Here is a 23729-nt window from a genome sequence, read left to right as displayed (position 1 = left end):
CGTCGCGGGGGACGCCGCGGGGGAAGGGTGGCGGAACGTGCGGCGGTAGGCGGTGGGGGACACGCCTACCCGGGCGTGGAAGTGCTGGCGGAGCGCGGCTGTGGTGCCGAAACCCGCGTCCTGGGCGATGCGGTCGACGCTCAGGTCGGTGGTCTCCAGCAGCAGCCGCGCGTGCTCGGTGCGCTGCTGGAGCAGCCACTGCGCCGGGCTGAGCCCGGTCTCGGAGCGGAAGTGCCGGGTGAACGTACGGACGCTCATCCGCGCGTGCGCGGCCATCTCGCGCAACGCCACCGGCTCGTGCAGGCGCTGCCGGGCCCACTCGCGGGTGGCGGCGGTGCCGTGGTCGGTGCCCCGGGGCACCGGCCGTTCGATGTACTGGGCCTGCCCGCCGTCCCGCCACGGCGGCACCACGCAGCGCCGGGCCGCCCGGTTGGCCGCCGCGCTGCCGTGGTCGGTGCGGACGACGTGCAGGCACAGGTCGATGCCGGCGGCCACCCCGGCCGAGGTGAGCACGCGCCCGTCGTCGACGAAGAGCACGTCGGGGTCGAGTCGTACGCCGGGGTGCAGGCGACGGAAGCGTGGGGCGTACGCCCAGTGGGTGGTGGCCGGGCGGCCGTCGAGCAGACCGGCGGCGGCCAGCACGAACGCGCCGGTGCAGATGGACATGACGCGTGCTCCCCGGGTGTACGCGGCGCGCAGCGCGTCGGCCACCTCGGCGGCCACCGTGCCGTCGAGCAGTGGCGCGCCGGCGTGGATGCCGGGGACGATCACGGTGTCGGCGGTATCGAGGAGTTCCAGGCCGTGCTCGGGGAGCACCTGGAAGCCGGCGCTGCTGCGTACCGGCTGCCCGCCGGGGGTGCACGTGGCGACGAGGTACAGGGGGACGCCGCCGTCGGTGCGGGCGGCGCCGAAGACCTGGGCGGGGGTGCCGAGGTCGAGTGCCACCACCCCGTCGAGGGCGAGGACGGCGACCCGGTGCGGTACGGACATGGCCCGATTATTGCGCACGATGGCTTTCCGGCCACTCGTCGGCGAGGCCACCCCGGTCCGAGACTCGGCTGGTGAACCGATCCCGCCTGCACCCGGCCTGGCTCGTCGCCGCCGTCGCCGTCGTCGCGCTCGTCGGCGCGGCCGGTTTCCGGGCCACACCCGGCGTGCTACTGCATCCGCTGCACGCCGAGTTCGGCTGGCCGCTGGCGACCATCTCCGCCGCCGTCTCGGTCAACCTGCTGCTGTACGGGCTCACCGCGCCGTTCGCCGCCGCGCTGATGGACCGGTTCGGCATCCGCCGGGTGGTGGCCGGCGCGCTGGTGCTGGTGGCCGCCGGAAGTGGCCTGACCGTGGCGATGACCGAGAGCTGGCAGCTCATCCTGTGCTGGGGCGTCCTCGTCGGGCTGGGCACCGGCTCGATGGCCCTGGCGTTCGTGGCGACGGTGACCGGGCGCTGGTTCGTCAAGCGCCGGGGCCTGGTGACGGGTGTGCTCACCGCGGGTGGGGCGGCCGGGCAGCTGGTCTTCCTCCCGCTGCTGGCGGTGCTGGTGCGCGACCACGGCTGGCGCACGGCGGCACTCGTCGTGGCCGGGGCCGCGCTGGCGGTCGTACCCCTTGTGGTGTGGTTGTTGCGCGAGCACCCGGCGGATCTGGGGCGGCCCGCCTACGGCGCGACGGAGGTCGTGCCGCCGGCCCGGCCGGAGGGCGGCGCGGCGGCCCGGGCGGTCGGCGCGCTCGCCGCCGCCGCGCGGACGCGGCCGTTCTGGCTGCTCGCCGCTGGTTTCGCGATCTGCGGCGCGACCACGAACGGCCTGGTGGGTACGCACTTCGTGCCGGCCGCGCACGACCACGGCATGCCGGAGACCACAGCGGCCGGGCTGCTCGCCCTGGTCGGGCTCTTCGACATCGCCGGTTCGATCGCCTCCGGCTGGCTCACCGACCGGGTCGACGCGCGGCTGCTGCTCGGCGCCTACTACGCGTTGCGCGGGGCGTCGCTGCTGGTGCTGCCGAGCCTGTTCGCCGGGTCGGCCCGGCCGAGCATGCTGGTCTTCATCGTCTTCTACGGGCTGGACTGGGTGGCGACTGTGCCGCCCACTGTGGCGCTGTGCCGGGAGTGGTTCGGCGCGTCCGGGGCGGTGGTGTTCGGCTGGGTGTTCGCCGCGCACCAGTTCGGGGCCGCGCTCGCGGCCACCGGCGCCGGGCTGGTCCGGGATCGGCTCGGCGACTACGCGATGGCCTGGTACGTGGCGGGCGCGCTGTCGGTCGGCGCGGCCGGGCTGTCGCTGCTGCTGCGCCGCCGTCCCGCCGACGAACCGGCGTTCGCGCTCCCGGTGGTCGCGGGCCGGCGGGCCTGGAGCTACCGGGGTTGACGCCCGCGCTGCCGGTCAGCCGACCGCCCACTGCTGCTCCGGAGCGCCGCTGCACGGTGCCTGCTCCAACTCGCGGCCGGGCTCGGTGCCCGCGTCGTCGACCTGCGCGCACTTGCCGCTGTGCACGGCGACCAGCAGCGCCACGCCGTCGCCGGCCTGCTGGAACCGCCACTGCTGGTTGGCCTGCCCGTTGCAGGACCACTGCTGCACGTCCGTGCCGTCGTCGGTCTTCGCCTCGTTGACGTCCAGGCACTTGCTGCTCGCGGCGTTGACCAGCAGGTAGGTGTCGTTCGTGACCGGCGTGACCACCCACTGCTGCTCGGGCCCGCCGGTGCAGTCGGCGAGCACGGCCTGCGCGCCCTCGGCCTCGTCGCCGGTCACGCCGAGGCAGCGCCCGGACGGCACGCCCCGGAGCACCTTCGGCGTGGCCACCGGCGCGGCCGGGGTGGTCGGCGCCGCGCTCGGCGAGGGCGAAGACGACGGCGTGGGCTCCGCCGACGGTTCCGCGCTCGGCTCGCTCGCCGTCGCGGTCGGCACTGCCGCCGCCGGCACCACCGGCCGCTCGTCGCCACCGCCGAGCACGCCGGTGGCGAAGAAGGCCCCGAGGAGTACGCCGGTCACGCCGACGCCCAGCGCGATCCGCATCAGCGGGTCCTGCGGCAGCCGGAGACCACGGGCGCCACGGGCGCGGCGGGCCCCGTAGACGGTGCCGGACGGGTCGGAGTGCGGGTCGGCCATGGGAGCATGGTGACCCACCGGGGCCGCCGGGTGCCAGTCGCCCCGGCGGCACGGTGACTCAGTCGACGACCCGGACGTCCTTCCAGAACGCCACCCGGTCGCGGACCATCTCCGCCTCCGGTTTCGGCTCGGGGTAGTACCAGACGGCGTCCGGGCTGGTCGCGCCGCCGTGTTCGAGCGTGTAGTAGGAGGCGGTGCCCTTCCACGGGCAGACCGTGTGGGTGTCGGAGGGGCGGATCAGGTCCTCGCGCAGCGCCGTACGGGGGAAGTAGTGGTTGCCCTCGACCAGCACCGTGTCGTCGCTCTCGGCGACGACGAGGTCGTTCCAGACGGCTTTCGGCATGTCCTCCACGCTATGCCGCCGGCCGTCCACCGGCCACCGCTCAGCGCGTCGGCTCCTCATCGGTCACGTCGGCCACCGTCGCCTCGAGCGCGGCCAGCGCGGTGTCCGCGTCGACAGCGACGGCGAGGCCGTGCTCGCCCGCGCCGAGCGTGATCTCCCGGCCGCGCAGCCGCTCGTCGGCGACCACCGGCCAGGCGGTGGTGGAGCCGAACGGCGTGATGGTGCCGCGCGCGTACCCGGTGGCGGCCTTCGCCGCCTCGGCGTCCGGCATCGACAGCCGGCTCACACCGAGCAGGGCGCGCAGCTTCGGCCAGGAGATCACCCGGCCGCCGGGGGTCAGCACGAACAGCAGGTCGCCCTCGCCGCGGCGGACCACGATCGTCTTGACCACGTCCGGCACCTCGACGCCGCGCGCCGCGGCCGCCTCGGCGAGGCTCGCCACCGGGCCGTGCCGGATGACCCGGTACGGCAGGCCGGTGTGGTCGAGAGCGGTCAGCGCGGGATTCGCCATGGCGGTCACGGTAACGCGCGCGCCGACCGTGAGTCGGCGAGGCCATCGTGGACGTCCCCCGAATTGTCGTACCCGCGCGTAAGGTGATCTCATGCACGCTGTCCGTGATCATGAACGGGCGGTGGACACGCTGCGGCGCTCCTACGCCGCGGTGCCCGCCGGGGAACCCGTACGGCTGGCCAAGCAGACCTCGAACCTCTTCCGGCCACGTTCCGCTCCACGTACGCCGGGTCTGGACGTGAGCGGCCTGACCGGGGTGCTCGCCGTCGACCCGGCGGCCCGCACCGCCGACGTGCAGGGCATGTGCACCTACGAGGATCTGGTCGACGCGACGCTGCCGCACGGCCTGATGCCGCTTGTCGTGCCGCAGTTGCGCACGATCACGCTGGGCGGCGCGGTGACCGGGCTGGGCATCGAGTCCACCTCCTTCCGCAACGGCCTGCCGCACGAGTCGGTGCTGGAGATGGACGTGCTCACCGGCTCGGGAGAGATCGTCACGACCCGGCCCCGGGGCGAGCACGCCGAGCTGCACCGGGCCTTCCCCAACTCGCTGGGCAGCCTCGGCTACGCCACCCGGCTGCGCATCGAGCTGCAACCGGTACGCCGTCACATGGCGCTGCGCAACATCCGGTTCACCCGGCTGGAGGAACTGGTCGACGCGGTCGGCGAGGTGGTGGCCAAGGGCGCCTGGGGCGGCGAGCCGGTCGACGCCATGGACGGGGTGATGTTCAGCCCCGGCGAGGCGTACCTCGTGCTCGGCACGTTCACCGACGAGGCCGAGGACGGTCCGTCCGACTACACCGGCCAGGAGATCTACTACCGCTCGTTGCGCCGGCGCACCCGGGACACGCTCACCGCGTACGACTATCTCTGGCGCTGGGACACCGACTGGTTCTGGTGTTCGGCGGCGTTCGGGGTGCAGCACCCGGTGGTGCGGCGGCTGTGGCCGCGGCGCTACCGGCGCAGCGACGTCTACCACCGGATCGTGCGGCTGGAGCACCGGCACCAGGTGGCCGCGCGCGTCGACAGGTGGCGGGGCCGCCCGGCCCGCGAACGGGTGGTGCAGGACGTGGAGGTCCCGCTGGACCGCACGCCCGAGTTCCTGCGCTGGTTCGCGGCGAACGTGGGCATGACGCCGGTGTGGCTGTGCCCGCTGCGGCTGCGCGAGCCCGCCGGCCCCGGGTCGGCGAAGGCGTGGCCGCTATATCCGCTCCGACCGGGCGAAACGTATGTGAACATCGGCTTCTGGGGAAGCGTGCCCATCGCGGCGGGCGCCGCCGACGGGGACGTCAACCGCCAGATCGAGCGCATGGTGTCGGAGGTGGGCGGTCACAAGTCGCTCTACTCCGACGCGTACTACGACCGGGGCGAGTTCGACCGGCTCTACGGCGGGGAGACCTGGCGCGCCGTGAAGGACCGCTACGACCCGGACCACCGACTCACCGGACTGTACGAGAAGGCGGTATCCCGAGCATGAGTCTGACCGACCGAACACCGGGGGCGGCGAGCGCCCCGGCCGGCCCGCCGGCGGGCGGCCGGCGTACCAGACCCACAGTCGCGGACGTGGTCCGCGCGGTCACCACCGGCGACCTGCCCGTCCGGGTGACCGGCTACGACGGCAGCGCGGTGGGCCCGGCCGACGCCGGGATCACCCTGGCGATCCACACCGAGCGGGGCCTGTCCTACCTGCTCACCGCGCCCGGCGACTTGGGCATGGCCCGCGCCTACGTCAGCGGTGACCTGGGGCTGGAGGGCGTGCACCCGGGCGACCCGTACGAGGCGCTGCGGGTGATCAAGGACGAGGTGCCGCTGCGGCTCCCGGCGATGAGTGAGGCGCTCGCGCTGGTCCGCGGGCTGGGCTGGGAACGGCTGCGTCCGCCGCCGCCCCCGCCGCAGGAGGCGGCCCCGCGCTGGCGGCGGCTGATGACCGGGCTGCGTCACTCGCGTACCCGGGACAGCAGCGCGATCTCGCACCACTACGACGTGTCGAACGCCTTCTACGAGAAGGTGCTCGGGCCGTCCATGACGTACACCTGCGCGGTTTTCCGCAGTCCTGGCGACACCCTCGAAGAGGCGCAGCGGGCCAAGTACGACCTGGTCGCCGGCAAGCTGGCGCTCAAGCCGGGGATGCGGCTGCTGGACGTCGGCTGCGGCTGGGGCGGCATGGTCCGGCACGCGGCCCGCGAGTACGGCGTCAAGGCGCTCGGTGTCACCCTGTCCCGCGCGCAGGCCGAGTGGGCGCGGGCCGCGATCGAGCGGGAGGGGCTGAGCGAGCTGGCGGAGGTGCGCCACCTGGACTACCGGGACGCGCCGCACGAGCAGTTCGACGCGATCTCCTCGATCGGGCTGACCGAGCACATCGGCGTGCGCAACTACCCGGCCTACTTCGGCGCGCTGCGCTCCCGGCTCAAGCCCGGCGGGCGGCTGCTCAACCACTGCATCACCCGGGCCGACAACCGGGCGCCGCACCGCTCCGGCGCGTTCATCGACAGGTACGTCTTCCCGGACGGCGAGCTGGCCGGTCCGGGCCGGCTGATCAGCGAGATCCACGACGCCGGGTTCGAGGTGCACCACGAGGAGAACCTGCGCCAGCACTACGCGCTGACGCTCGCCGGCTGGTGCCGCAACCTGGTCGAGCACTGGGACTTCTGCGTCGGCGAGGTCGGGCCGGGCACCGCCAAGGTGTGGGGCCTCTACATGGCCGGCTCCCGGCTGGCGTTCGAGCGCAACGGCATCCAGCTGCACCACGTGCTCGCCACGCACAACGGCCCGGAAGGGGTGAACGGGTACCCGCTGCGTCCGGACTGGACGCCCTGACCGGTCGTACCGACGAGAGGCCGCGCGGACCGCGCGGCCTCTCGTCGAAGTCATTGACAAAGAAGTTTTGTACGTACAAACTGATTTTGCCATGAGAGACGTCCTGTACCTGGAACAGCGCGAGCAGGCCGAAGCCCTGCTCAAGCCGCAGCGCATCGAGGTGCTGCGGCAACTGGCCGAACCCCGCACCTGCACCGAGGTCGCGGCCCGGCTGGAGCAGACGCCGCAGCGCGTCTACTACCACGTCAAGCAGCTCGTCGCGGCCGGGCTGGCCGAGCAGGTGGCGCAGCGCCAGGTGCGCGGCATCACCGAGGGCATCTACCAGGCCGCCGCCCGCTCGTACTGGCTCTCGCCCCGCCTGGTCGGCCGCATCGGCGGCGCCCGCCGCGCCCGCGACGAGCTGAGCCTGGGCTACCTGCTCGACCTCATGGAAGAGGTCCAGGCCGACATCGCCGCGCTCGACCGCGCCGCCCCCGAACTGCCGTCCATCGGCGTCTCCGGCGAGATCCGGGTGCCCGCCGAGCGGCGGCAGGAGTTCCTGCACGACCTGCAGACGACGCTGCAGGACCTGTTCACGCGCTACGGCGGCGCCGAGGGCGACGCCTTCAAACTCGCCGTGGCCTGCTACCCGAAAGGCGACAAGCATGAGTGAGCCGATGACCATCCGCGCCCGCCTCGCCGCACCCGTGGCCACCGTCCGCCGGGCCCTGACCGACCCCGCCGAGCTGCGCGTCTGGCTGGCCGAGCACGCCGAGGTCGAGCTGCCCCGGCGGTACGAGTTCTGGGGCCGCTACACGCCCGAGGGCGACGCGCCACACCAGCGGCTGCTGCACGTCGACGACCGGACACTGCGCTTCGCGTGGACGCTCGACGGGGTGGAGACCACCACCGAGTTCGAACTGGAGCCCGACGGCGACGGCACGATACTCACGCTGCGGCAGAGCCACTTCGACTACGCGGAGGCGATGAGCGGCAGCAGCATCCGGGGCGTGCTCCAGACGTACTGGTACCTGGCGATCGCCCACCTCAACGACCACCTGGACGGCCGGCCGCTGCTGCCGCGTACCGACTTCACCTCCGCCGACCTGCGCGGCGAGGTGGTCATCGACGCGCCGATGGACAAGGTGTGGACGTCGCTCACCGACTCGGAGCAGGTCACCGCCTGGTTCGGCTACCCGATCGGCGTCGAGCCCTGGGAGGGCGGCCGGTACGCGATGGGCGGCCTCGACGCCGGTGAGGCCGCGAAGGTGTTCGACGTGACGCCGGGGCGGGCGCTGTCCATCGACTGGGGGCCCGTCGGCGTGACGTCCTGGGAACTGGCGGAGTCCGACGGCCGGACGAAGCTGACGTTCGTGCAGTCCGGCTTCGACGAGGGCAACCCGCCGTACGCGGCGTGGAGCGGCAACGTGGCCGGGTGGGCCGAGCTGCGGCGCTTCCACGAGGTGCCCAACTGGAAGCCGATCTGGCTGTAAGGAAGGGCCCCCTCTTAACGCCTCCGGTAGAGGAGGGGGCCCCTTTTAACACGGCGCCCGGGTGGGTAATGCCGGGCGATGTTCTTCATCTTCGGGCTGCGGACCAAGGTCGTCCGGTCCGGCGTCGTCACCGAGGTCTGCCGCAACTGCGGCAACCAGGCCGCCCAGGTGATCACTCGCCGGGTCACCAAGTTCAGCCTCTTCTTCGTCCCGCTGATCCCGCTGCGCACCCGGTACGCGCAGCAGTGCACGTTCTGCGGCGCCGAGTACGACATCTCCCGCGCCGAGGCCGAGCGCCTCCCGGTCGGCTGACCGTGACCCGCTTCCTCTACTGGCTGATCGGCCGGCAGCCGGCCGCTCCGGCCGCCCCGCCGGTGCACACCGCCGCCCGTCCACCCTGCACGCCCGGGCGCAGGCACCACCGCCGGCGTCGCCGGGTCGCGGGCGCGCAGTCGCCCCGCTCGCCCTGGAACCGTTCCGCCGACCGCTGACGCACCGTGTTAATAAGGGGCCCTTCCTCTACCGGAGGCGTTAACAGGGGGCCCTTCCTTACACTTCATCGGGTGGAAGATCGGCTGGCACGGATCAGGGGTGGTGGGCCGCCCCGGCGGCACAACGCCCGTACCATCGCCGCGCTGACCGGCAACCCCGGCTGCACCCGCCGCGCCGTGCTGGACAGCGCGGGCGCGGACAAGCCGGCGCTGGCCGAGCGACTCGGCTTCCCGGCCCGCTTCGGTCAGTCCCGCTTCGCGATCACCCGCGGCAACGCATTCGAGGCGCAGGTGAAGGCCGACGGCGGGAAGGAACTGCTGCGCCTGGTCGCGGAGCGGCTCGGCGTACCCGTCCCGGAGGGCGCGACCTGGACCGACCTCGGCGCCGACGACGACCGGCCGGAACGGTCCCGGGCGGCGCTCACCGCGAGCGGCAACGGCCCGGCGCTGTTCGACCACCCGCTGCTCGGCCTGGACGTGGCGGGTACCCGGGTGCACCTGGAACCGGATCTGGTCGCCGCCCGGCTGGCGGGCCGGTTCCACGTCGTGGAGATCAAGTCGTTCCCGGTGATCGACGGGCAGGCCGACCCGGGCAAGGTCGCCGCCGCCGCGATCCAGTCCGCCGTCTACGTGCTGGCGTTGCGCGAGCTGCTCGCCGCCGAGGGACACGACCCGGAGCTGGTGTCGCACGAGGTGGTGCTGGTCTGCCCGCGCGACTTCGCCAACCAGCCGGTGGCCAGCCTGCTCGACGTGCGCCGCCAGCTGCTGGTGCTGCGCCGCCAGCTGGCCCGGATGGCCCGGGTCGAGGACCTGCTCGCCGCCGTACCGGCCGGGTTCACGGTCGACCCGGCGGCCGATCCGGCGACGCTCGCCGCCGCGCTGCACGAGGTGCCGGCCCGCTACGCGCCTGATTGCCTGGCCGCCTGCGAGCTGGCGTACTTCTGCCGGCACGAGGCGCGCGGGCAGACCGGCGCGCTGGGCCGGCCGGTCCGCGAGGCGCTGGGCGGCGTCGAGGAGGTGGCGGACGTGCTGGCGCTCGCCGAGGGCTCGGCCGCGCCCGAGCCGGGGCAGGCGGAGGCCGCCGCGCTGCTGCGGGCCGCCGCGCGCCTGCGCGCCGACGCCCTCGCCGGGCAGACCGCATGAGTACGCTGCGCGCCCTCGCCCGGGCGCAGGCGGTCGCCTCCGGGCGGGCCCAGCCGGTGGCCACCGTCCGCCACCTGCACCTGTCGGAGCGGCCGTTGGTGGTGGTGCCGCTCGCGCTCGCCGGTGAGGCGAACGCCCCGCTCGCCGCGATGGTCGGCGCCGCGCCTGACGAGGCCCGGCTGCTGGTGGTGCCGCAGCCGCGCAACCGGGACCAGCGGTTCGCGTTCGCCGCCGAGCTGGCCGCGATCGTGCTGCCGTACCTGGACGAGTTCCGTGACCTGACCGAGGCGGTGCCGGTGGACCGGGGCCGCGACGTCCGCCACCGGTACGTCGACGCGCCGCAACTGCTGGTGCCGAACCCGGCCGGGATCACGTTCCTGCGGCTGTTCGGGCGCTCGACCCGGTTCCGCCGTACCGACGGCGACTATCCGGTGCACCAGTCGGTGCCGCTGCTGGGTCGCTGGCTGACGTTCTTCGCCGAGCGTGCCGAGCAGCCCGGCTCGTCGGCGCTGCTGGCGTTGACCGAGGCGCTGACGTTGCACTGGGCGACCGGGCAGAGCGTGGTGGAGGACCTGCATCTGCCGGCGGTGCTGGGCTGGCTGGACCCGCCGGCCGGGCTGACCGGGGCCGAGGCGGCGGCCCGCGCCGAGGACCCGGCACACTGCCCGCCGGCCGGGCCGGCCACCGACCCGGACTTCGACAACCGTCGGCTCGCCCCGGCGATCGAGGCGTACACCCGGGCCGGGGACGACCCGGCGGCCCGCGCGGCCGCGTACGACGAGCTCGCCGGCCTGCTGCGCGACCAGCTCGCGCCCACCTGGGAGCTGATGTGGCGCGGCGTCGGCCTGCTGCGGACGCTGCCGGCCGGTGCTCGGGTGGCCGGCCGGTGGGCCGGTGACCGGGACGCGTTCACCGCGCACGCCGAGCACGTCGACGCCGGGGGCGGCCCGCAGCCGCGGCGCGACGGCGCGGTGGCGGCGGCGCTGCGGTTGCAGCGGCTGGAACGGGCGTCGACCGCGTGGGCGGTGCAGCGCGCCTACGACGATCCGCTGGTGATGGCCGAGCACCGGCTGTCCGGTGAGGCGTTCGTCGGTGAGGTGACGCTCGCCGACCCGGCGCGGGTGGACGACTCCGGCAAACGGCCGGTGCTGCGCCCGCGCATCCAGGTGGTCACCACCGAGCCGGTGCCGATGCCGGTGGGCGCGAGGCTGTACTCGCCGCAGCGCCCGGCGCAGAAGGCGACTGTGGTGTTCGTGACGCCCGGCGCGGACGGCAAGACCGAGGTGGTGCTGGAACTGTCCGGCGGGATGGGCCGGGGGCTGACCGCGCCGCCCGGCAGCGTCCCGGAGGTGGGCGAGCGGATCTGCCTGACCAGCCTCTCCGACGGTTTCCTGCCGGGTGGCGCGTTCCCTGCGCCGGAGGAGACGCCGTGGACGCACGGCGGCCCGCCCGGCACGGCCGCCGCACCGCCGGACCCGGCCCCGGCGGAGGACTGGTCCTGACCGTCACGGTCCGCTGACCGACAGCCGTCGACTCTGGCGGCGGCCCCCGGCGCTGACTAGGCTTGCGCCGTCCGTCGTCCTGCCCTCGGCGTCGAGGGTGCACGTCTGGAAGAGAGCCGGAGCGCATCGTTGTACCCCAGCTCGACGTGAGCCTCGCCGCCGCTGCGCCGGCCCGTCATCCGCTCGCCGGCCGTGTCGGACTTGTCGCGGCCGCCGTCGTCGTACTCGGGGAGACGGCCTGGCTGGTCGCCCCGCCGGCCGGCGCGGCGCTGGTCAGCGACCTCGGCGCGGTTGCGGTGTCGAGCCTCGCGGCGGTGCTCTGCGTCGGCGCGGCGCGGCGCCACCCGGTCGCGCTACGCCGGTTCTGGGAGCTGCTCGCGGTCACCATGGTCCTCGCCGCGCTCGGCCGTACGGTGTGGACGGTCGAGCGTCTCGGCGGGCTCGGGCTGCCGCACACGCCGCTGGTCGCCGGACTGTTCGCCGGCGGCATCGTCACCGGCACCGCCGCCCTGCTCAGTTTCCGCGCCGGCCCGCGCAGCCTGATCGGCCGGGCCCGTACCCTGCTCGACGGGGTCATCGTCGGGCTGGCCCTCCTCCCGATCGGCTGGGTGGTGGTGTTCCAGGAGATCACCGAGGCCGGCCTGGCCGATCCGATGCGTACGTTCGGCCTGCTCTACCCGATGTTCGACCTGATGCAGCTCACCATCCTGGTGGCGGTCGCCGGTCCGGGCCGGCCGATGTGGCGGGCGCTCACCGTGATCGGGGCGGGCCTGGCGATCCGGGCCGGCGCGGACGCCGTCTACGTCTCCCTGGTCGCGCACGGCAACTACACGCCCGGTCACCCGGTCGACATCTGCTGGCCGCTGAGCTACCTGCTGGTCGGCCTGGCCACCCGCTATCCGCCGCCGGTCGACGAGGACGGCGACGACGACGTGGTCGAGTCACCGCTGCCGCCGTGGTGGCGGGTGGCGCTGCCGTACCTGCCGGTGGGCGGCGCGATCGTCGCGGTCATGCTGTCGCGGCGGCCCAGCGGGCAGACCCCGCACGTGGTCTTCGTCGGCATGATGGCCCTGCTCGGCGTACTGGCGCTGCGTCAGGGGCTGGCCGCGAACGAGAACCTGCGGCTGGTCGGCCGGCTGCGCCGGCTCGCGTACTCCGACCAGCTCACCGGCCTGCCGAACCGGCTGACGTTCGTCCGGCGGCTGCGGCGGGCGTTGCGCACCGGCGGGCCGGTCGCCGTGGTGCTGCTCGACCTGGACGGCTTCAAGCAGGTGAACGACAGGTTCGGGCACGCCGCCGGGGACCGGCTGCTCACCGCCACGGCGGAGCGCATGCGGGACGCGGTCGGCCCGGACGGGATGATCGCGCGGCTGGGCGGCGACGAGTTCGCGGTGCTGGTCGCCGGGGACCGCGCGGTGCCGCCCGAGCGGCTCGCGATCCGGCTGCTGGCCGCGCTGGAGCCGCTGCATGGCGAGGAGGACCTGGGAGTGCACCCGTCGGCGAGCATCGGCATCGCCGAGTACGGGCCGCAGCACGCCTCGCACACCGACCTGCTCCGCGACGCCGACATCGCCATGTACGCGGCGAAGGCGGCCGGCAAGGCCGCGTACCGCACGTGCACGCCGCAACTGCGCGAGTCGGCGGTCAGCCGCGCCGAGCTGATCGCCGACCTGCGCCGGGCGGTGGACGAGGGCCAGTTGCTGATGGAGTTCCAGCCGATCGTCGACCTCGACACCGGCGCGGTACGCAGCGCCGAGGCGCTGGTGCGCTGGCGGCATCCCCGCCTCGGCGTGCTCACCCCGGCCCGGTTCCTGCCGCTGGCGGAGGAGACCGGGCTGATCGTGGCGATCGACAGGTGGGTCATCCACGAGGCGTGCCGGGCCGCGGCGACCTGGCGCGCGCATGCGCCGGAGGTGACGGTCGCGGTCAACATCGCCGCCGCCCACCTGTGCCGGCCCGACCTGATCGCCACCGTCACCGGCGCGGTCGCCGCGGCCGGCCTGCCGCCCCGCGCGCTCACCCTGGAACTCACCGAGTCCGCGCTGATCGAGGGCAGCGAGGCGGTGCTGGACCGGCTGTCCCAGCTGCGTGACCTCGGCATCCGCATCGCCATCGACGACTTCGGCACCGGGTACTCCTCGCTGAGCTATCTGCACCGCATCCCGGCCACCGAGCTGAAGATCGACAGGTCGTTCGTGTCCCGGCTGGACGCCGGGGACAGCCGCGCGTACGCCACAGTCGAGATGGTGAACCGGCTGGCCGGCGCGTTCGACCTGGCCGTGGTGGCCGAGGGTGTGGAGACGGTCGCGCAGCACGCGGCGGTCACCGCGATCGGCTGCCGGCAGGGCCAGGGCTGGCGGTACGGCCGCCCGGCCGCCCTGACCGACCTGCTTCCCGCGTTGTCCGGGGCGGGCGCGGACCGCTGACCGGCCCGGGTCCACGGGGGCCGAAGGTCCCGGACGGGACAGGGGGTTCGACCCTGCTCACGGGCGGTCCGGCACCGCCATGATGGTTCTCGTCAACAAGACGAACACACCCTCCACACGGGAGCTTGATATGAAGCGACGGACTCTCGACCTGCTGTTCAGCATCGGTGGGCTGGGCCTGGCGGTCCTGCTGCTCGTCGTCGGCGTCGTCCTGACGACGAACGCCAACTTCGCCAACGACTACGTACGCAGCCAGCTCGGCGAGCAGAACATCACCTTCACCCCGGCGGACAAGCTCTCCGACGAGGAGAAGAAGTCGGACTGCCTGCGCGAGTACGCCGGCCAGAAGATGACCACCGGCAAGCAGGCGGAGTGCTACGCCAACGAGTACATCGGCCTGCACCTGAAGAACATGGCCGGCGGCAAGACCTACGCCGACCTGGGCGAGCCGCAGAGCGCGCTTCGTGAGCAGGTGGCCCAGGCCGAGCAGAGCAACGCCGCGAACCTGGCCGACCTGCAGAAGCAGCTCGCCGAGGTGACCGCCCAGCGGGAGACCGTGTTCAAGGGCGAGACGCTGCGGGGCCTGCTGCTCACCTCGTACGGCTTCAGCGAGTTCGGCCGCAAGGCCGAGCAGGGCGCCCTGGCCGTGTACCTCGGCGCGGGCCTGCTCCTGCTGCTCTCCGCCGCCGGCCTGGTGCACGCCTTCCGCACCCCGCCGACCGCGACCTTCGCCGCCCCGGAGAAGGAGAAGGTCACCAACTGACCGCACCGACGACGCCCCCGGCCGATCCTGGTCGGGGGCGTCGTCGTGTTTTCCGGCTTGACCCTCACGCAGCGGAAGGCGGCAGCCTTGGTCGCGGAAGGGAGGGAACCATGGCGTACACGGTGGGGCAGGTGGCGCGGGCGGCCCGGGTGACGGTCCGGACGCTGCACCACTACGACGAGATCGGGCTGCTGCGGCCCAGCGGGCGCACGGCGGCGGGCTACCGCCGCTACGACGAGGCGGACCTGGACCGGTTGCAGCTCATCCGCTACTACCGGGAGCTGGGGTTCCCGCTGGAGGAGATCGCCGAGATCCTGGACGATCCGGACGCCGACCCGGTGGCGCACCTGCGCCGGCAGCACGAGCTGCTGTCCGGGCGGATCGGGAAGCTCCAGGAGATGGTCGCGGCGATCGAACACGCGATGGAGGCGAGGACGTTGGGGATCCAGTTGACGCCGGAGGAGCGGTTCGAGGTGTTCGGGGACTTCGACCCGGACGAGCACGCCGAGGAGGCGGAGCAGCGCTGGGGCGGCACCGAGGCGTACCGGCAGTCGCAGGAGCGCGCGGGCCGCTACTCGAAGGAGGACTGGCTGCGCAACAAGGCGGAGAACGAGGAGTGGGGGCGGCGGTTCGCCGCGCTCATGGAATCGGGGGCGCCCGCTGACGGCCCGGAGGCGATGGCGCTGGCCGAGGAGCACCGGCAGCTCATCACGAAGTGGTGGTACGACTGCTCGTACGAGATCCACACCGGTCTGGCCGACATGTACGTGGCGGACCCGCGGTTCACCGCGTACTTCGAGGCGCTGCGGCCGGGGATGGCCGCGTACCTGAACGAGGCGATCCACGCCAACGCGATCACCCGGTCCTGACCGGGTGCGGGTGGCAGGATGGCCGGCATGCTCATCGTCGCCGGCACCCTCTACGTCGATCCGGCCCGGCGGGACGCCTACCTGGCGTCCTGCGAGGCTGCCGTCCGTGCGGCCCGGGACGCGCCCGGCTGCGTGGACTTCGCGGTCAGCGCGGACCTGGTCGAGCCGGGCCGGATCAACGTCTACGAGCGGTGGGAGTCCGACGAGCAGTTGCTGGCGTTCCGGGGTTCCGGCCCGGAGGCCGAGCAGGTGACGGAGATCCTCGGCGCCGAGGTGCACAAGTTCCGCATCTCCGGCGTCGAGGCTCCCTGACCCGTTAGATGAAGACGTCGAGCAGCAGGACGCCGAGGAAACCGACCACCGAGATGATGGTCTCCATCACCGACCAGCTCTTGATGGTCTGCCCGACGGTCAACCCGAAGTACTCCTTCACCAGCCAGAAGCCGGCGTCGTTGACGTGGGAGAAGAACAGCGACCCACAGCCGATGGCCAGCGCCAGCAGGACCACCTCGGGGGCGGCGAGCGTGTCGGCCAGCGGCGCGACGATGCCGGCGGCGGTGATGGTGGCGACGGTGGCCGAGCCGGTGGCGACCCGGATGCCGACAGCTACCAGCCAGCCGAGCAGCAGCGGGGAGAGGTTCGCGCCGTCGGCGGCGTTCGCGACCAGGTCGCCCACGCCGGCGTCGACGAGCACCTGCTTGAAGCCGCCACCGGCGGCGACGATCAGCAGGATGCCGGCGATCGGCGGCAGCGAGCCGCCGAGGAAACCGGAGACCTGGGTACGGCTGAAGCCGGACCGGTAGCCCAGGAAGATCATGGCGAAGATGACGCCGGCGAGCAGGGCGATGATCGGGGTGCCGACGATGTCCAGCGCCTTGCGGCCGGTGGTGTCCTCGCCGAGCGTCAGCTCGCCGATCGCCCGCAGCAGCATCAGCACCACCGGCAGCAGCACGGTGACCACCGCCGCCCACAGCGCCGGGGCGCGGCGCGAGCGCCGTCCGGCCGGCTCGTCGATCGCGCCGCCGGGCCGCCCGGTGCCCGGGTTGACCAGGTCGTCCTCGGTGACCAGGTCGCCGTCGGCGTCGAGCCGTCCGTCACCGGGCCGGGTCGGGCTGCGGTCGTCGGCGTCGCGCCGGGTCGGCAGCAGCTCGGCCGGGGCGGTGGCCGGCACGTACCGGGCGATGAAGTTGCCGAAGACCGGCCCGGCGATGATCACCGTGGGGATCGCCACCAGCAGGCCCAGGGCGAGCGTCTGACCGAGGTTCGCGCCGAGCGCGTCGATGGCCACCAGCGGGCCGGGGTGCGGCGGCACCAGGCCGTGCAGCACCGACAGGCCGGCCAGCGCGGGAATGCCGATCTTGATCAGCGGCACGTTCACCCGTAGCGAGACGAGCAGCACGATCGGCACCAGCAGCACCACGCCGACCTCGAAGAACAGCGGCAGGCCGATGAGCGCGGCCACGCCGGCCATCGCCCAGGGCAGCGCGGTCCCGGAGACCCGGCCGACCACCCGTTCCACGATGCCGTCCGCGCCGCCGGACTCGGCCAGCAGGCCGCCGATCATCGCGCCGAGCGCGATCAGCAGGCCCACGCCGCCGACCGTGGAGCCGACGCCGCCGCTGAACGACGTGACGATCTTGTCGACGGGTACGGCGGCGACCACGCCGAGCACCGCGGCGCCGAGGATCAGCGCGAGGAACGGGTGCACCTTGCCCCACGCGATGAGCAGGACGACAGCGGCGATGCCGAGCAGGGCGGCGAGGACGAGCTGGGTGTCACCGGCGTTCGTGAGCGGTTCCGCTGGTGCGGCGAGCAGTGTGACCACGGCTATCACGCCCTTCGGTCGGTCAGCGGGGTGGTGCGGTGGGTGGGGGTTCCGGCGGCAGGCTCGGCGCCATCCGTCGCAGTGAGGCGAACGTGGGTACCAGTGCGTCGTACAGCTCGGAGAAGAGGGGGAGCAGCGCCGCGTACGTGGCGGCGGAGGCGGGATCCGGGCGGACCGTCTCTTCGATCCGGACCAGGTCGGCGGCGACCTCGATCGATTCGATGAGGCCGAGCGCCTGCATGCCGAGCAGCGCCGCGCCGAAGCCGGACCCCTCGTGCCCGGCGGGGAACCGCACCGGCATGCCGAGCGCGTCGGCGAGGATCTGCCGCCACAGCGGGCTGCGGGCGAAGCCGCCGCTGGCGCGGACCTCGCGTACCTCGTTCCCGGCCGCCCGGACCGAGGCGAGGACCAGCGCGAGCTGCTGGCAGACGCCCTCCAGCGCGGCCCGGACCAGGTGCGCCCGGCCGTGGCCGTGGGTCAGCCCGACGTACGCGCCGCGCGGCAGCGCGCTCCAGTGCGGCGCCCGCTCGCTGAGCAGGTACGGCAGCATGATCAGCCCGCCGGAGCCGACCGGCGCCTGGGCGGCCAGGTCGAGCAGTTCCTCCTCGGCGTGCTCGCCCAGCTCCGGGGCGAGCGCGTCGTTCGCCCACTGGAGGACGATCCCGCCGTTGTTGATGGCGCCGCCGACCACCCAGCGGTCCTCGGTGAGGGCGTAGCAGAACACGCCGCCGAGCGGGTCCACGCCGGGGCGTTCCACCATCACCCGCATCGCGCCGCTGGTGCCGATCGAGCAGGCCACCACGCCGGGGCGTACCGCGCCGAGGCCCGCGCTGGCCGGCGGCCCGTCGCCGGCGCCCACCACCAGCGGGGTGTCCGCCGGCAGGCCGGTGGCCCGCGCCGCCTCGGCGGTGAGCCCGGGCAGCACGTGCGTGGTGGGTACGAGCTGGGGGAGCTGCTCCTCGGTGATGCCGGCCAGGCGTAGCGCCTCGGTGTCCCAGGCCAGCCGGTGGATGTCCATCAGCCCGCTGGCGGAGGCGACCGAGTGGTCGGTGACGAGCGCGTCGGCGAGCCGCCGCAGCACCAGATCCTTGATGCCGACCCAGTGCGCGACCCGCTCGTGCAGCTTCGGCTCCTGCTCGGCGAACCAGACCAGCTTGGGCAGCGGCGCCATCGGGTGCACCGGGGTGCCGGTGCGGCGGTGCAGCGCGAGCCCGGACGGCACCGCCCGCAGCCGCTCGGCCTGCGCGCTGGCCCGGGAGTCGGCCCAGGTGATCGACGGGGTCAGCGGGGTGCCGTCGGCGTCCAGCCCGATCAGGCTGTGCATGGCGGTGCTGAACGACAGGCCGGCGATCGGCGCGGCCAGCTCGTCGACGACCGCGCGGATGACGCCGAGCACCGCTTCGTAGATGAGGTCCGGGTCCTGCTCGGCCCAGCCGGGGTTCGGCTCCTCCAGCGGGTAACCGATCGAGTGGCTCGCCAGTTGCCGGCCGGAGGTGTCGAACGCGACCGCCTTGGAACTGGTGGTGCCGATGTCCACGCCCACCACGACGGCCGGGTCGCCCACCGGTGCACCTCCTCGCCGCCCGGGGGCCGCGGTACGCCCCGCTGTGCGGCTGACGTTACCGACGTGCTCCCGCGCGCGCATGACGAAGCAGCGCCGCCGGGAAGCGCGGGGGAGTTTCCGTCGATAGTGTCGGTCAATCAGCCGATCGGTCTAATTGGCGACTTTCGCGTGTCTTCGTACCCCTGCCGGATCGTTGACATGAATGACACCCCGATTGGTGGGCTCGCGCGGCGGAGGAGTCGGCGTGACGAAGACTGATTCGACGGGTTCCACATGGCGGTACCGGTGGGCGCACCGGCAGAACGAACGGCGGCAGCGGGCCTTCCGCGCGGCCGACGAGGCGTGGCGACGCCGCGACGACGAGCTGCGCCGCCTGCGTACGCTCGCGGTGTCCTTCCACGGCTCGGCCCAGGCGGGCGTCGGCCTGCCGATGGAGCTGGCCCCCGGTGAGGTGGTCTTCTGGACGCTCCCGGCCGCGCAACTGGTGGAGGTGCGGCACACCGCCGTGCTGCCCGCCCCCGAGCTGACGGTCGACCCCGACCCGCCCGTGCTGCGCCCGCGCCGCCCGGAGGGCGTCAAGGTGGTCGACGCCGGGCTTGCCGTGCTCACCAACCGCCGGCTGGTGCTGCTCGGCGGGCGCGGGAGGCGCGACTGGGCGTACGGCCGGATGACCGGCCTGTCCCACGACCCCGGCGCGCCGGTCACCCTGATCCAGGTGCTGGACCGGCGACGTACCTCCGGGCTGCTGCTGCCCACCGGCGCGGTGGCCGACTTCCGGTTCACGCTCACGCTCGCGTTCGCCGACGCCATCGAGCAGCGCGCCGCGGTCGTGGCCGAGCTGGACGAGCTGATCGAGGAACACGCGGCGGAGCGCCCCCAGCGACCGCCCGTGCTCACCCCCGCCCAGGCCCGGGTCTCCGCGCTGGTGCCCGGCGGCCGGCGCACGGTGGCCGTCGGCGCGGCGCTCGCGCTCGTCGTCCCGGCGATGCTCTTCGAGTCCAACCCGCCGACCCGGGCCGGCTCGGAGCGCGCCGTCGCGGCCACCCCGGCGGCCACCGGCACTCCCGCGCCACCGCAGGTCGCGCCCGCCGTCCAGGTCCGGCCCACGACCAGCCCCGAGCCGTCGCGCGCCCGTCCCGCGCCGCCGCGCGGCACGCCCCAGCCGCCGGTCGAGCGCCGCTGCGGCGCCCCGGCGAACCCCTTCGGGTACGACTTCTGCGGCGGCCAGCGAATCCGCAGGCCGGCCGCCGGGGTGTGCGACTGGTTCGAGTGCGTACCCGGGTTCTGGTCCGATCGCGGCTGGCTGGTGCAGTGCCGCGACGGCTCGATCAGCCGCACGGGTGGCCAGCGCGACGTGTGCGCCGGGCACCAGGGGTTGCGCCGCACCGTCTGGCGCTGAATCCGTTTTCAGTCGGCTGCCTTGTTCGCGCAACGATTTCTCGCGCTGTTGCACTTTTGTCGGCGGGATTCCCAGACATCTGTCTCATGTAGAGACTCAGCTAATACCACATGCGCATCGAAAGCGTTGACCCGATGCCGGTGACAAGCCGCACAAAGATCGACCGTGGTCAGTCTTGTTGTTGTGACTCGATTAATGGCAAGGTCGGGTTATCACACAAACCGCACGGGAGGATCACAGAGTGTCACACTCGTTGGTGAAGCGGTCGCTGGGAATCGCCGCTGCCGCAACCACAGGATTGCTGCTGTTGGTTGCTCCGGCTCAAGCGGCACCGAAAACCGAATTGGCCGACGGCGAGTCGGCGAAGCCGACGGCCAGTGCCGCCGAGATCGAGGCGAACAATGCAGCGGTATGGGCGTCGCTGCCGCCGAACGTGACCATGACGGTCACCGGCGGGAAGCCCAAGCTCCAGGGCTCGATCGACCACTACACGCAGAATGGCCCGACGGTCACGACGGGAATGACTCCGTTCGCGGTGTCCGCAATTCCGTACTCCTTCACATTCGATGGAGTGTGGAGCATGGACGGCCGGGACTTCAAGTCCACGAAGACGAGTTTCTGCAAGGACATCGAAGCCACGTGGGATTACCCCCAGGGCTCGTATCATCAGTTCAAGGTCAGCCTTTCGGCGGGCGGAACCATCACCGTTCCCACTGACGGCGTGACGCGCACGTGGTGCTGGTCAAATGTTCCGACGAACACCACCATGCACTTCTACTACTTCTCCACCGGCAACTCCGGCGGTGACATCGCGAAGGCTTCGGGCAGTGGCTCGGTCCACTACTGACCCGCAGACCTGCTGAGAATGCGCGGAGGCGAGCAGCCTCCGCGCATTCTTGCGTCGGCGGACCGTCCTCACGGGGTAGACGGTGTCATGATCGACAGGCTGGTCAGGTCGGCAAGGTCGGCTGCCGGAGTGAGCTCCACCGTGGTCGAGCCCGTTACCTTGTCCGCAGCGGCTCGCCCGATGGTGACAGCGCCGGCCCGATCGCTCTGCTGGGACGGATCCGGCATCAGCACACGGTTGGTCCGGTAGACCTCACCGTTCGCGGGAATGCCCTCCATCACGAGCTTTCCGCCGGTGCCGCGCACGAACCCCGGTACGTTGCTGATGTTCGTGTACACCTGTCCGGAGAATCCGGTGCTGGTGACGAGGTCGACAGTGGCTTCGCCACGGACGGTGTCGACTGCGTACACGCGTCCGACCAAGCCCTCGGCGACGACCGCAAGTTGCCCTCGCCGCACTCCCTGATCCTTCGGGAACGCCACGGTGATCTGTTGGCCGTTCCTGCCGATCACCTCTGCGGGCACGGCCAGCGCGTCGCCGTCCACGCCCGCCTCACCCGGCACCTCGAACATCTTCGTGAAGCCGGCGAACGGCCGCTTCGGCTTGACGAACCCCGCGATCGTCGTCGTCTGCGCCGTCGCAGCGATCGGAAGCCGTTTCACGACGAGGCGGCTGGTGGGTCCGTCCGGTTCTTGGACGATCTCGTCGTCGACAGCCGTGCTCGACACCCGCAGCGCTGTCACGCCCGGCATGGCGAGGGCAATGGCGTAGGTGCCCGCAGGGTCGTTGCTCACCTCGCCGGCGGCTCCGGACAGGCGTGGACTGACGAGACTTATCACCTGGGTCTTCACCGGATCGGGTGCCGGCCGATCGACCCGCATCCGCAAGGCGTCCGCGGCACCGGAATCACCCGTGAAGAACGCCAACCGCGCGTCACCCTGCTTGTCGTACGCCTGCAAGACGACCACTGTCGAGCGCAGGCGCGGATGGCGCGTCGCGACAAGGGCCCGAACATCGGTGTGGGGACCCGTCGAGCCGGCGCGGTCCCAGACGCCGGTGGCCTCCCGAACCAGTCGCGCGTCCACGTCTCCCACCGGAGACCAGCTCAGAAAAGGACCGTCCGGCGGCGGCGCGGCGAGTTGCGGCGTGGACCCGAATCCGACCACCCGAAACGTCGTGACCAGCACCGCCAAGCACACTGCCGCGGCAGCTCCGGCGGCGATACGCCGCCGTCCGCGACGCCGTTCCGCCCGACGCATGATCTTGCTTTCATAGCCCGTTGTTGGTATCACCGACTCAGCCAGATCCGCCAGGCCGTCGCGCAACTCGGTCGTGTCATGCATAGCGCACCTCTTGATCAGCGACAGCATCGGCCTCAACCCACTGCTGACGCAGAGTCCGCAGGCCCCTTGACGAAAGACTCTTGACCGTGCCGACCGAACAACCCATGACGAGCGCCGTGTCCTGCTCCGACAGATCCTCGTAGAAGCGCAGGACGACGGCGGCACGCTGTCGTGCCGGCAGCCCGTCCAACGCCCGGCGGAGCAGGTCGCGCTGTTCCACGCCCACGTACTCGTCGCGTGCCTGAGTCTCCACCAGCCGGCCCAAGGGCTGTTCCCACCAGGATCGGCGTCGCCTCCAGGTGACGAAGGTGTTTACCAGAACGCGGCGAACGTAATGATCGACGCCTTCTGAGTGTTGCAGCCGAGACCACGCCACGACCGTCTTGGCCAGCGTCGTCTGGACCAGATCCTCGGCCTTCCCGCGGTCTCCGCACAGCAGGAAGGCGGTCCGAAGCAGCGCTCCGTAACGCGCCCGCACAAAGGCTGTCACCTCCTCATCCTCGCGATCGTGCATCGGCCACCCGCACCTTCGGTTTCGATCTCACGGCCACTACTTACGCCCTCGACCCCGGCAAACGTTGCCGTGACCCCGGGAAATCCTTGACGATCAATTATCTCGGCCCGAGGGTTGGTGAGAGTGACGACCGGCCCGGCGCCCGACGAATGTGGTCGCCTCCGGCAGCGGTTCCCGGCTACCGTCCGGCCGTGTCCCGCACCGTCACGCTGATCCTGCTCGACGCCGCTGGCCGTCCGCTCGGCGCGCTGCCGCCGTTCGACGTGCCGGAGCCGTGGTGGCAGGAGGTCGCCTCGATCGTGGCCGAGGTTCGTCGTCGCCACGGTCTGGCGGTCGCCGTGCTGCGGCTGCTCGACGCCGACCGTCCCGCGCCGCCCGGCGGCCACGTCCGCTACCTGGCGCAGACCGCCGACGTGCCCGCCGTACCCCTGGAACCGGTTGCCGTGGACCTCGCGCCGCACCCGCTGCGCCAGTCGTGGGCGCAGGCCGGCGGCCCGGACCGCAGCGTCGGCTGGGCGACGGGTGAGCTGCGCCGGCTCGGCCGTCGGGTGACGGCGGTGGCGCAGCAGCGCACCTGGAACCTCTCCGCCATCTGGCGCCTGGACACCGACGCGGGCCCTACGTGGCTGAAGCAGCTCCCCCCTTTCGCCCGCCACGAGCCCACGGTCCTGGCGTTCCCCGGTGACCCGAGCTCCTTGGTCAACGGGCCGAAGGTGCTCGCCGCCGACGGGGAGGGGCGGATGCTGCTGGCGGACGTGCCTGGGCACGACCGCCAGCAGCATCCGCCCCTCCCCGTCGGCGG

At 72.8% G+C, this 23729-nt stretch carries 23 protein-coding genes and 1 pseudogene; 16 read left to right on the top strand and 8 right to left on the bottom strand.

The genetic code is table 11. The features are described from left to right. A partial coding sequence (locus BAW75_RS29970; RefSeq protein WP_208635350.1) for a GlxA family transcriptional regulator occupies window positions 1–990 on the bottom strand: 990 nt, incomplete at its 3' end. A gap of 71 nt (window positions 991–1061) precedes the next feature. Here BAW75_RS29970 and BAW75_RS29965 point away from each other — a divergent pair. Then, entirely contained in the window at window positions 1062–2360 is a 1299-nt protein-coding gene (locus tag BAW75_RS29965) for an MFS transporter (RefSeq protein ID WP_104115760.1), read from the top strand. Window positions 2361–2375: 15 nt separating this feature from the next. On the opposite strand, the gene BAW75_RS29960 is transcribed toward BAW75_RS29965, so the two are convergent. From BAW75_RS29960 to BAW75_RS29950, 3 genes are read right to left on the bottom strand one after another with little or no spacing between them, the layout of a single operon-like run. Beyond that, window positions 2376–3098: an RICIN domain-containing protein gene (locus tag BAW75_RS29960; protein ID WP_104115759.1), complete on the bottom strand. Its 723-nt coding sequence runs from the start codon at window positions 3096–3098 to the stop codon at window positions 2376–2378. Between the two features lie 58 nt (window positions 3099–3156). Beyond that, window positions 3157–3441 carry a DUF427 domain-containing protein gene (locus BAW75_RS29955; protein WP_104115762.1) on the bottom strand — a complete coding sequence of 95 codons (285 nt, stop codon included), beginning with the start codon at window positions 3439–3441 and terminating at the stop codon, window positions 3157–3159. Between the two features lie 40 nt (window positions 3442–3481). Then, the gene (locus BAW75_RS29950; RefSeq protein WP_104115763.1) at window positions 3482–3952 is read right to left on the bottom strand and encodes an aminoacyl-tRNA deacylase; all 471 of its coding nucleotides are present in this window, start codon (window positions 3950–3952) and stop codon (window positions 3482–3484) included. 91 nt (window positions 3953–4043) lie between these two features. Between BAW75_RS29950 and BAW75_RS29945 the strand changes: the two genes are divergently transcribed. The 12 genes from BAW75_RS29945 (at window position 4044) to BAW75_RS29895 (ending at window position 15747) form a co-directional block, all read left to right on the top strand. After that, a complete protein-coding gene (locus tag BAW75_RS29945) occupies window positions 4044–5429 on the top strand; it encodes an FAD-binding oxidoreductase (protein WP_064446871.1) in 1386 nt (461 codons plus the stop codon). Continuing rightward, window positions 5426–6769 (top strand): class I SAM-dependent methyltransferase, encoded by a 1344-nt coding sequence (locus BAW75_RS29940; RefSeq protein WP_104115758.1) that lies wholly within the window; start codon window positions 5426–5428, stop codon window positions 6767–6769. The genes BAW75_RS29945 and BAW75_RS29940 overlap by 4 nt, the downstream gene beginning before the upstream one ends. Window positions 6770–6860: 91 nt before the next feature. Then, window positions 6861–7421 carry a winged helix-turn-helix domain-containing protein gene (locus tag BAW75_RS29935; RefSeq protein ID WP_064446873.1) on the top strand — a complete coding sequence of 187 codons (561 nt, stop codon included), beginning with the start codon at window positions 6861–6863 and terminating at the stop codon, window positions 7419–7421. Continuing rightward, complete coding sequence (locus BAW75_RS29930; RefSeq protein WP_043326334.1) at window positions 7414–8241, top strand: SRPBCC family protein; 828 nt, start codon at window positions 7414–7416, stop codon at window positions 8239–8241. The genes BAW75_RS29935 and BAW75_RS29930 overlap by 8 nt, the downstream gene beginning before the upstream one ends. 78 nt (window positions 8242–8319) lie before the next feature. Next, on the top strand, window positions 8320–8553 hold the full coding sequence (locus BAW75_RS29925) for a zinc-ribbon domain-containing protein (RefSeq protein ID WP_043326332.1): 234 nt from the start codon (window positions 8320–8322) through the stop codon (window positions 8551–8553). 2 nt (window positions 8554–8555) lie between these two features. Next, window positions 8556–8732 carry a hypothetical protein gene (locus BAW75_RS32505; RefSeq protein WP_157539057.1) on the top strand — a complete coding sequence of 59 codons (177 nt, stop codon included), beginning with the start codon at window positions 8556–8558 and terminating at the stop codon, window positions 8730–8732. 72 nt (window positions 8733–8804) lie between these two features. Next, window positions 8805–9875 carry a hypothetical protein gene (locus BAW75_RS29920; protein ID WP_104115757.1) on the top strand — a complete coding sequence of 357 codons (1071 nt, stop codon included), beginning with the start codon at window positions 8805–8807 and terminating at the stop codon, window positions 9873–9875. Continuing rightward, on the top strand, window positions 9872–11377 hold the full coding sequence (locus tag BAW75_RS29915; RefSeq protein ID WP_104115756.1) for a hypothetical protein: 1506 nt from the start codon (window positions 9872–9874) through the stop codon (window positions 11375–11377). The genes BAW75_RS29920 and BAW75_RS29915 overlap by 4 nt, the downstream gene beginning before the upstream one ends. A gap of 146 nt (window positions 11378–11523) precedes the next feature. Continuing rightward, a complete protein-coding gene (locus tag BAW75_RS29910; protein ID WP_208635349.1) occupies window positions 11524–13803 on the top strand; it encodes a putative bifunctional diguanylate cyclase/phosphodiesterase in 2280 nt (759 codons plus the stop codon). Between the two features lie 130 nt (window positions 13804–13933). Further along, window positions 13934–14566 carry a hypothetical protein gene (locus BAW75_RS29905; protein WP_043326326.1) on the top strand — a complete coding sequence of 211 codons (633 nt, stop codon included), beginning with the start codon at window positions 13934–13936 and terminating at the stop codon, window positions 14564–14566. A gap of 110 nt (window positions 14567–14676) precedes the next feature. Beyond that, entirely contained in the window at window positions 14677–15435 is a 759-nt protein-coding gene (locus BAW75_RS29900; protein WP_104115755.1) for a MerR family transcriptional regulator, read from the top strand. Window positions 15436–15462: 27 nt separating this feature from the next. After that, window positions 15463–15747, top strand: a complete 285-nt coding sequence (locus BAW75_RS29895) for a putative quinol monooxygenase (RefSeq protein ID WP_013474158.1) — start codon at window positions 15463–15465, stop codon at window positions 15745–15747. A gap of 4 nt (window positions 15748–15751) precedes the next feature. Here BAW75_RS29895 and BAW75_RS29890 read toward each other — a convergent pair whose 3' ends face one another. Together BAW75_RS29890 and BAW75_RS29885 are read right to left on the bottom strand one after the other, a co-directional pair. Further along, a complete protein-coding gene (locus BAW75_RS29890; protein WP_104115754.1) occupies window positions 15752–17260 on the bottom strand; it encodes a GntT/GntP/DsdX family permease in 1509 nt (502 codons plus the stop codon). 22 nt (window positions 17261–17282) lie between these two features. Continuing rightward, a complete protein-coding gene (locus BAW75_RS29885; RefSeq protein ID WP_104115753.1) occupies window positions 17283–18824 on the bottom strand; it encodes a gluconokinase in 1542 nt (513 codons plus the stop codon). A gap of 244 nt (window positions 18825–19068) precedes the next feature. On the opposite strand from BAW75_RS29885, the gene BAW75_RS29880 reads away from it, so the two are divergent. Both BAW75_RS29880 and BAW75_RS29875 read left to right on the top strand, forming a co-directional pair. Then, complete coding sequence (locus BAW75_RS29880; protein WP_043326319.1) at window positions 19069–20223, top strand: hypothetical protein; 1155 nt, start codon at window positions 19069–19071, stop codon at window positions 20221–20223. 241 nt (window positions 20224–20464) lie between these two features. After that, window positions 20465–21070 (top strand): hypothetical protein, encoded by a 606-nt coding sequence (locus tag BAW75_RS29875; RefSeq protein ID WP_167435641.1) that lies wholly within the window; start codon window positions 20465–20467, stop codon window positions 21068–21070. A gap of 68 nt (window positions 21071–21138) precedes the next feature. Here the strand turns inward: BAW75_RS29875 and BAW75_RS29870 are convergent, their stop codons facing one another. Together BAW75_RS29870 and BAW75_RS29865 are read right to left on the bottom strand one after the other, a co-directional pair. Further along, window positions 21139–22440, bottom strand: coding sequence for a rod shape-determining protein MreC (locus BAW75_RS29870; protein WP_244206317.1), 1302 nt, complete (start codon window positions 22438–22440; stop codon window positions 21139–21141). Beyond that, window positions 22406–22927 (bottom strand): SigE family RNA polymerase sigma factor, encoded by a 522-nt coding sequence (locus BAW75_RS29865; protein WP_104115750.1) that lies wholly within the window; start codon window positions 22925–22927, stop codon window positions 22406–22408. The genes BAW75_RS29870 and BAW75_RS29865 overlap by 35 nt, the downstream gene beginning before the upstream one ends. Before the next feature lie 191 nt (window positions 22928–23118). On the opposite strand from BAW75_RS29865, the pseudogene BAW75_RS29860 reads away from it, so the two are divergent. Beyond that, window positions 23119–23729, top strand: a pseudogene (locus tag BAW75_RS29860) (phosphotransferase family protein); the annotation flags it as partial.

The sequence above is a fragment of the Micromonospora chalcea genome, from assembly GCF_002926165.1.
In the GTDB taxonomy this organism is placed as follows: domain Bacteria; phylum Actinomycetota; class Actinomycetes; order Mycobacteriales; family Micromonosporaceae; genus Micromonospora; species Micromonospora chalcea.
The sequence above is the reverse complement of the archived record's forward strand: the minus strand, read 5'-3'. Positions and strand labels throughout refer to the sequence as shown.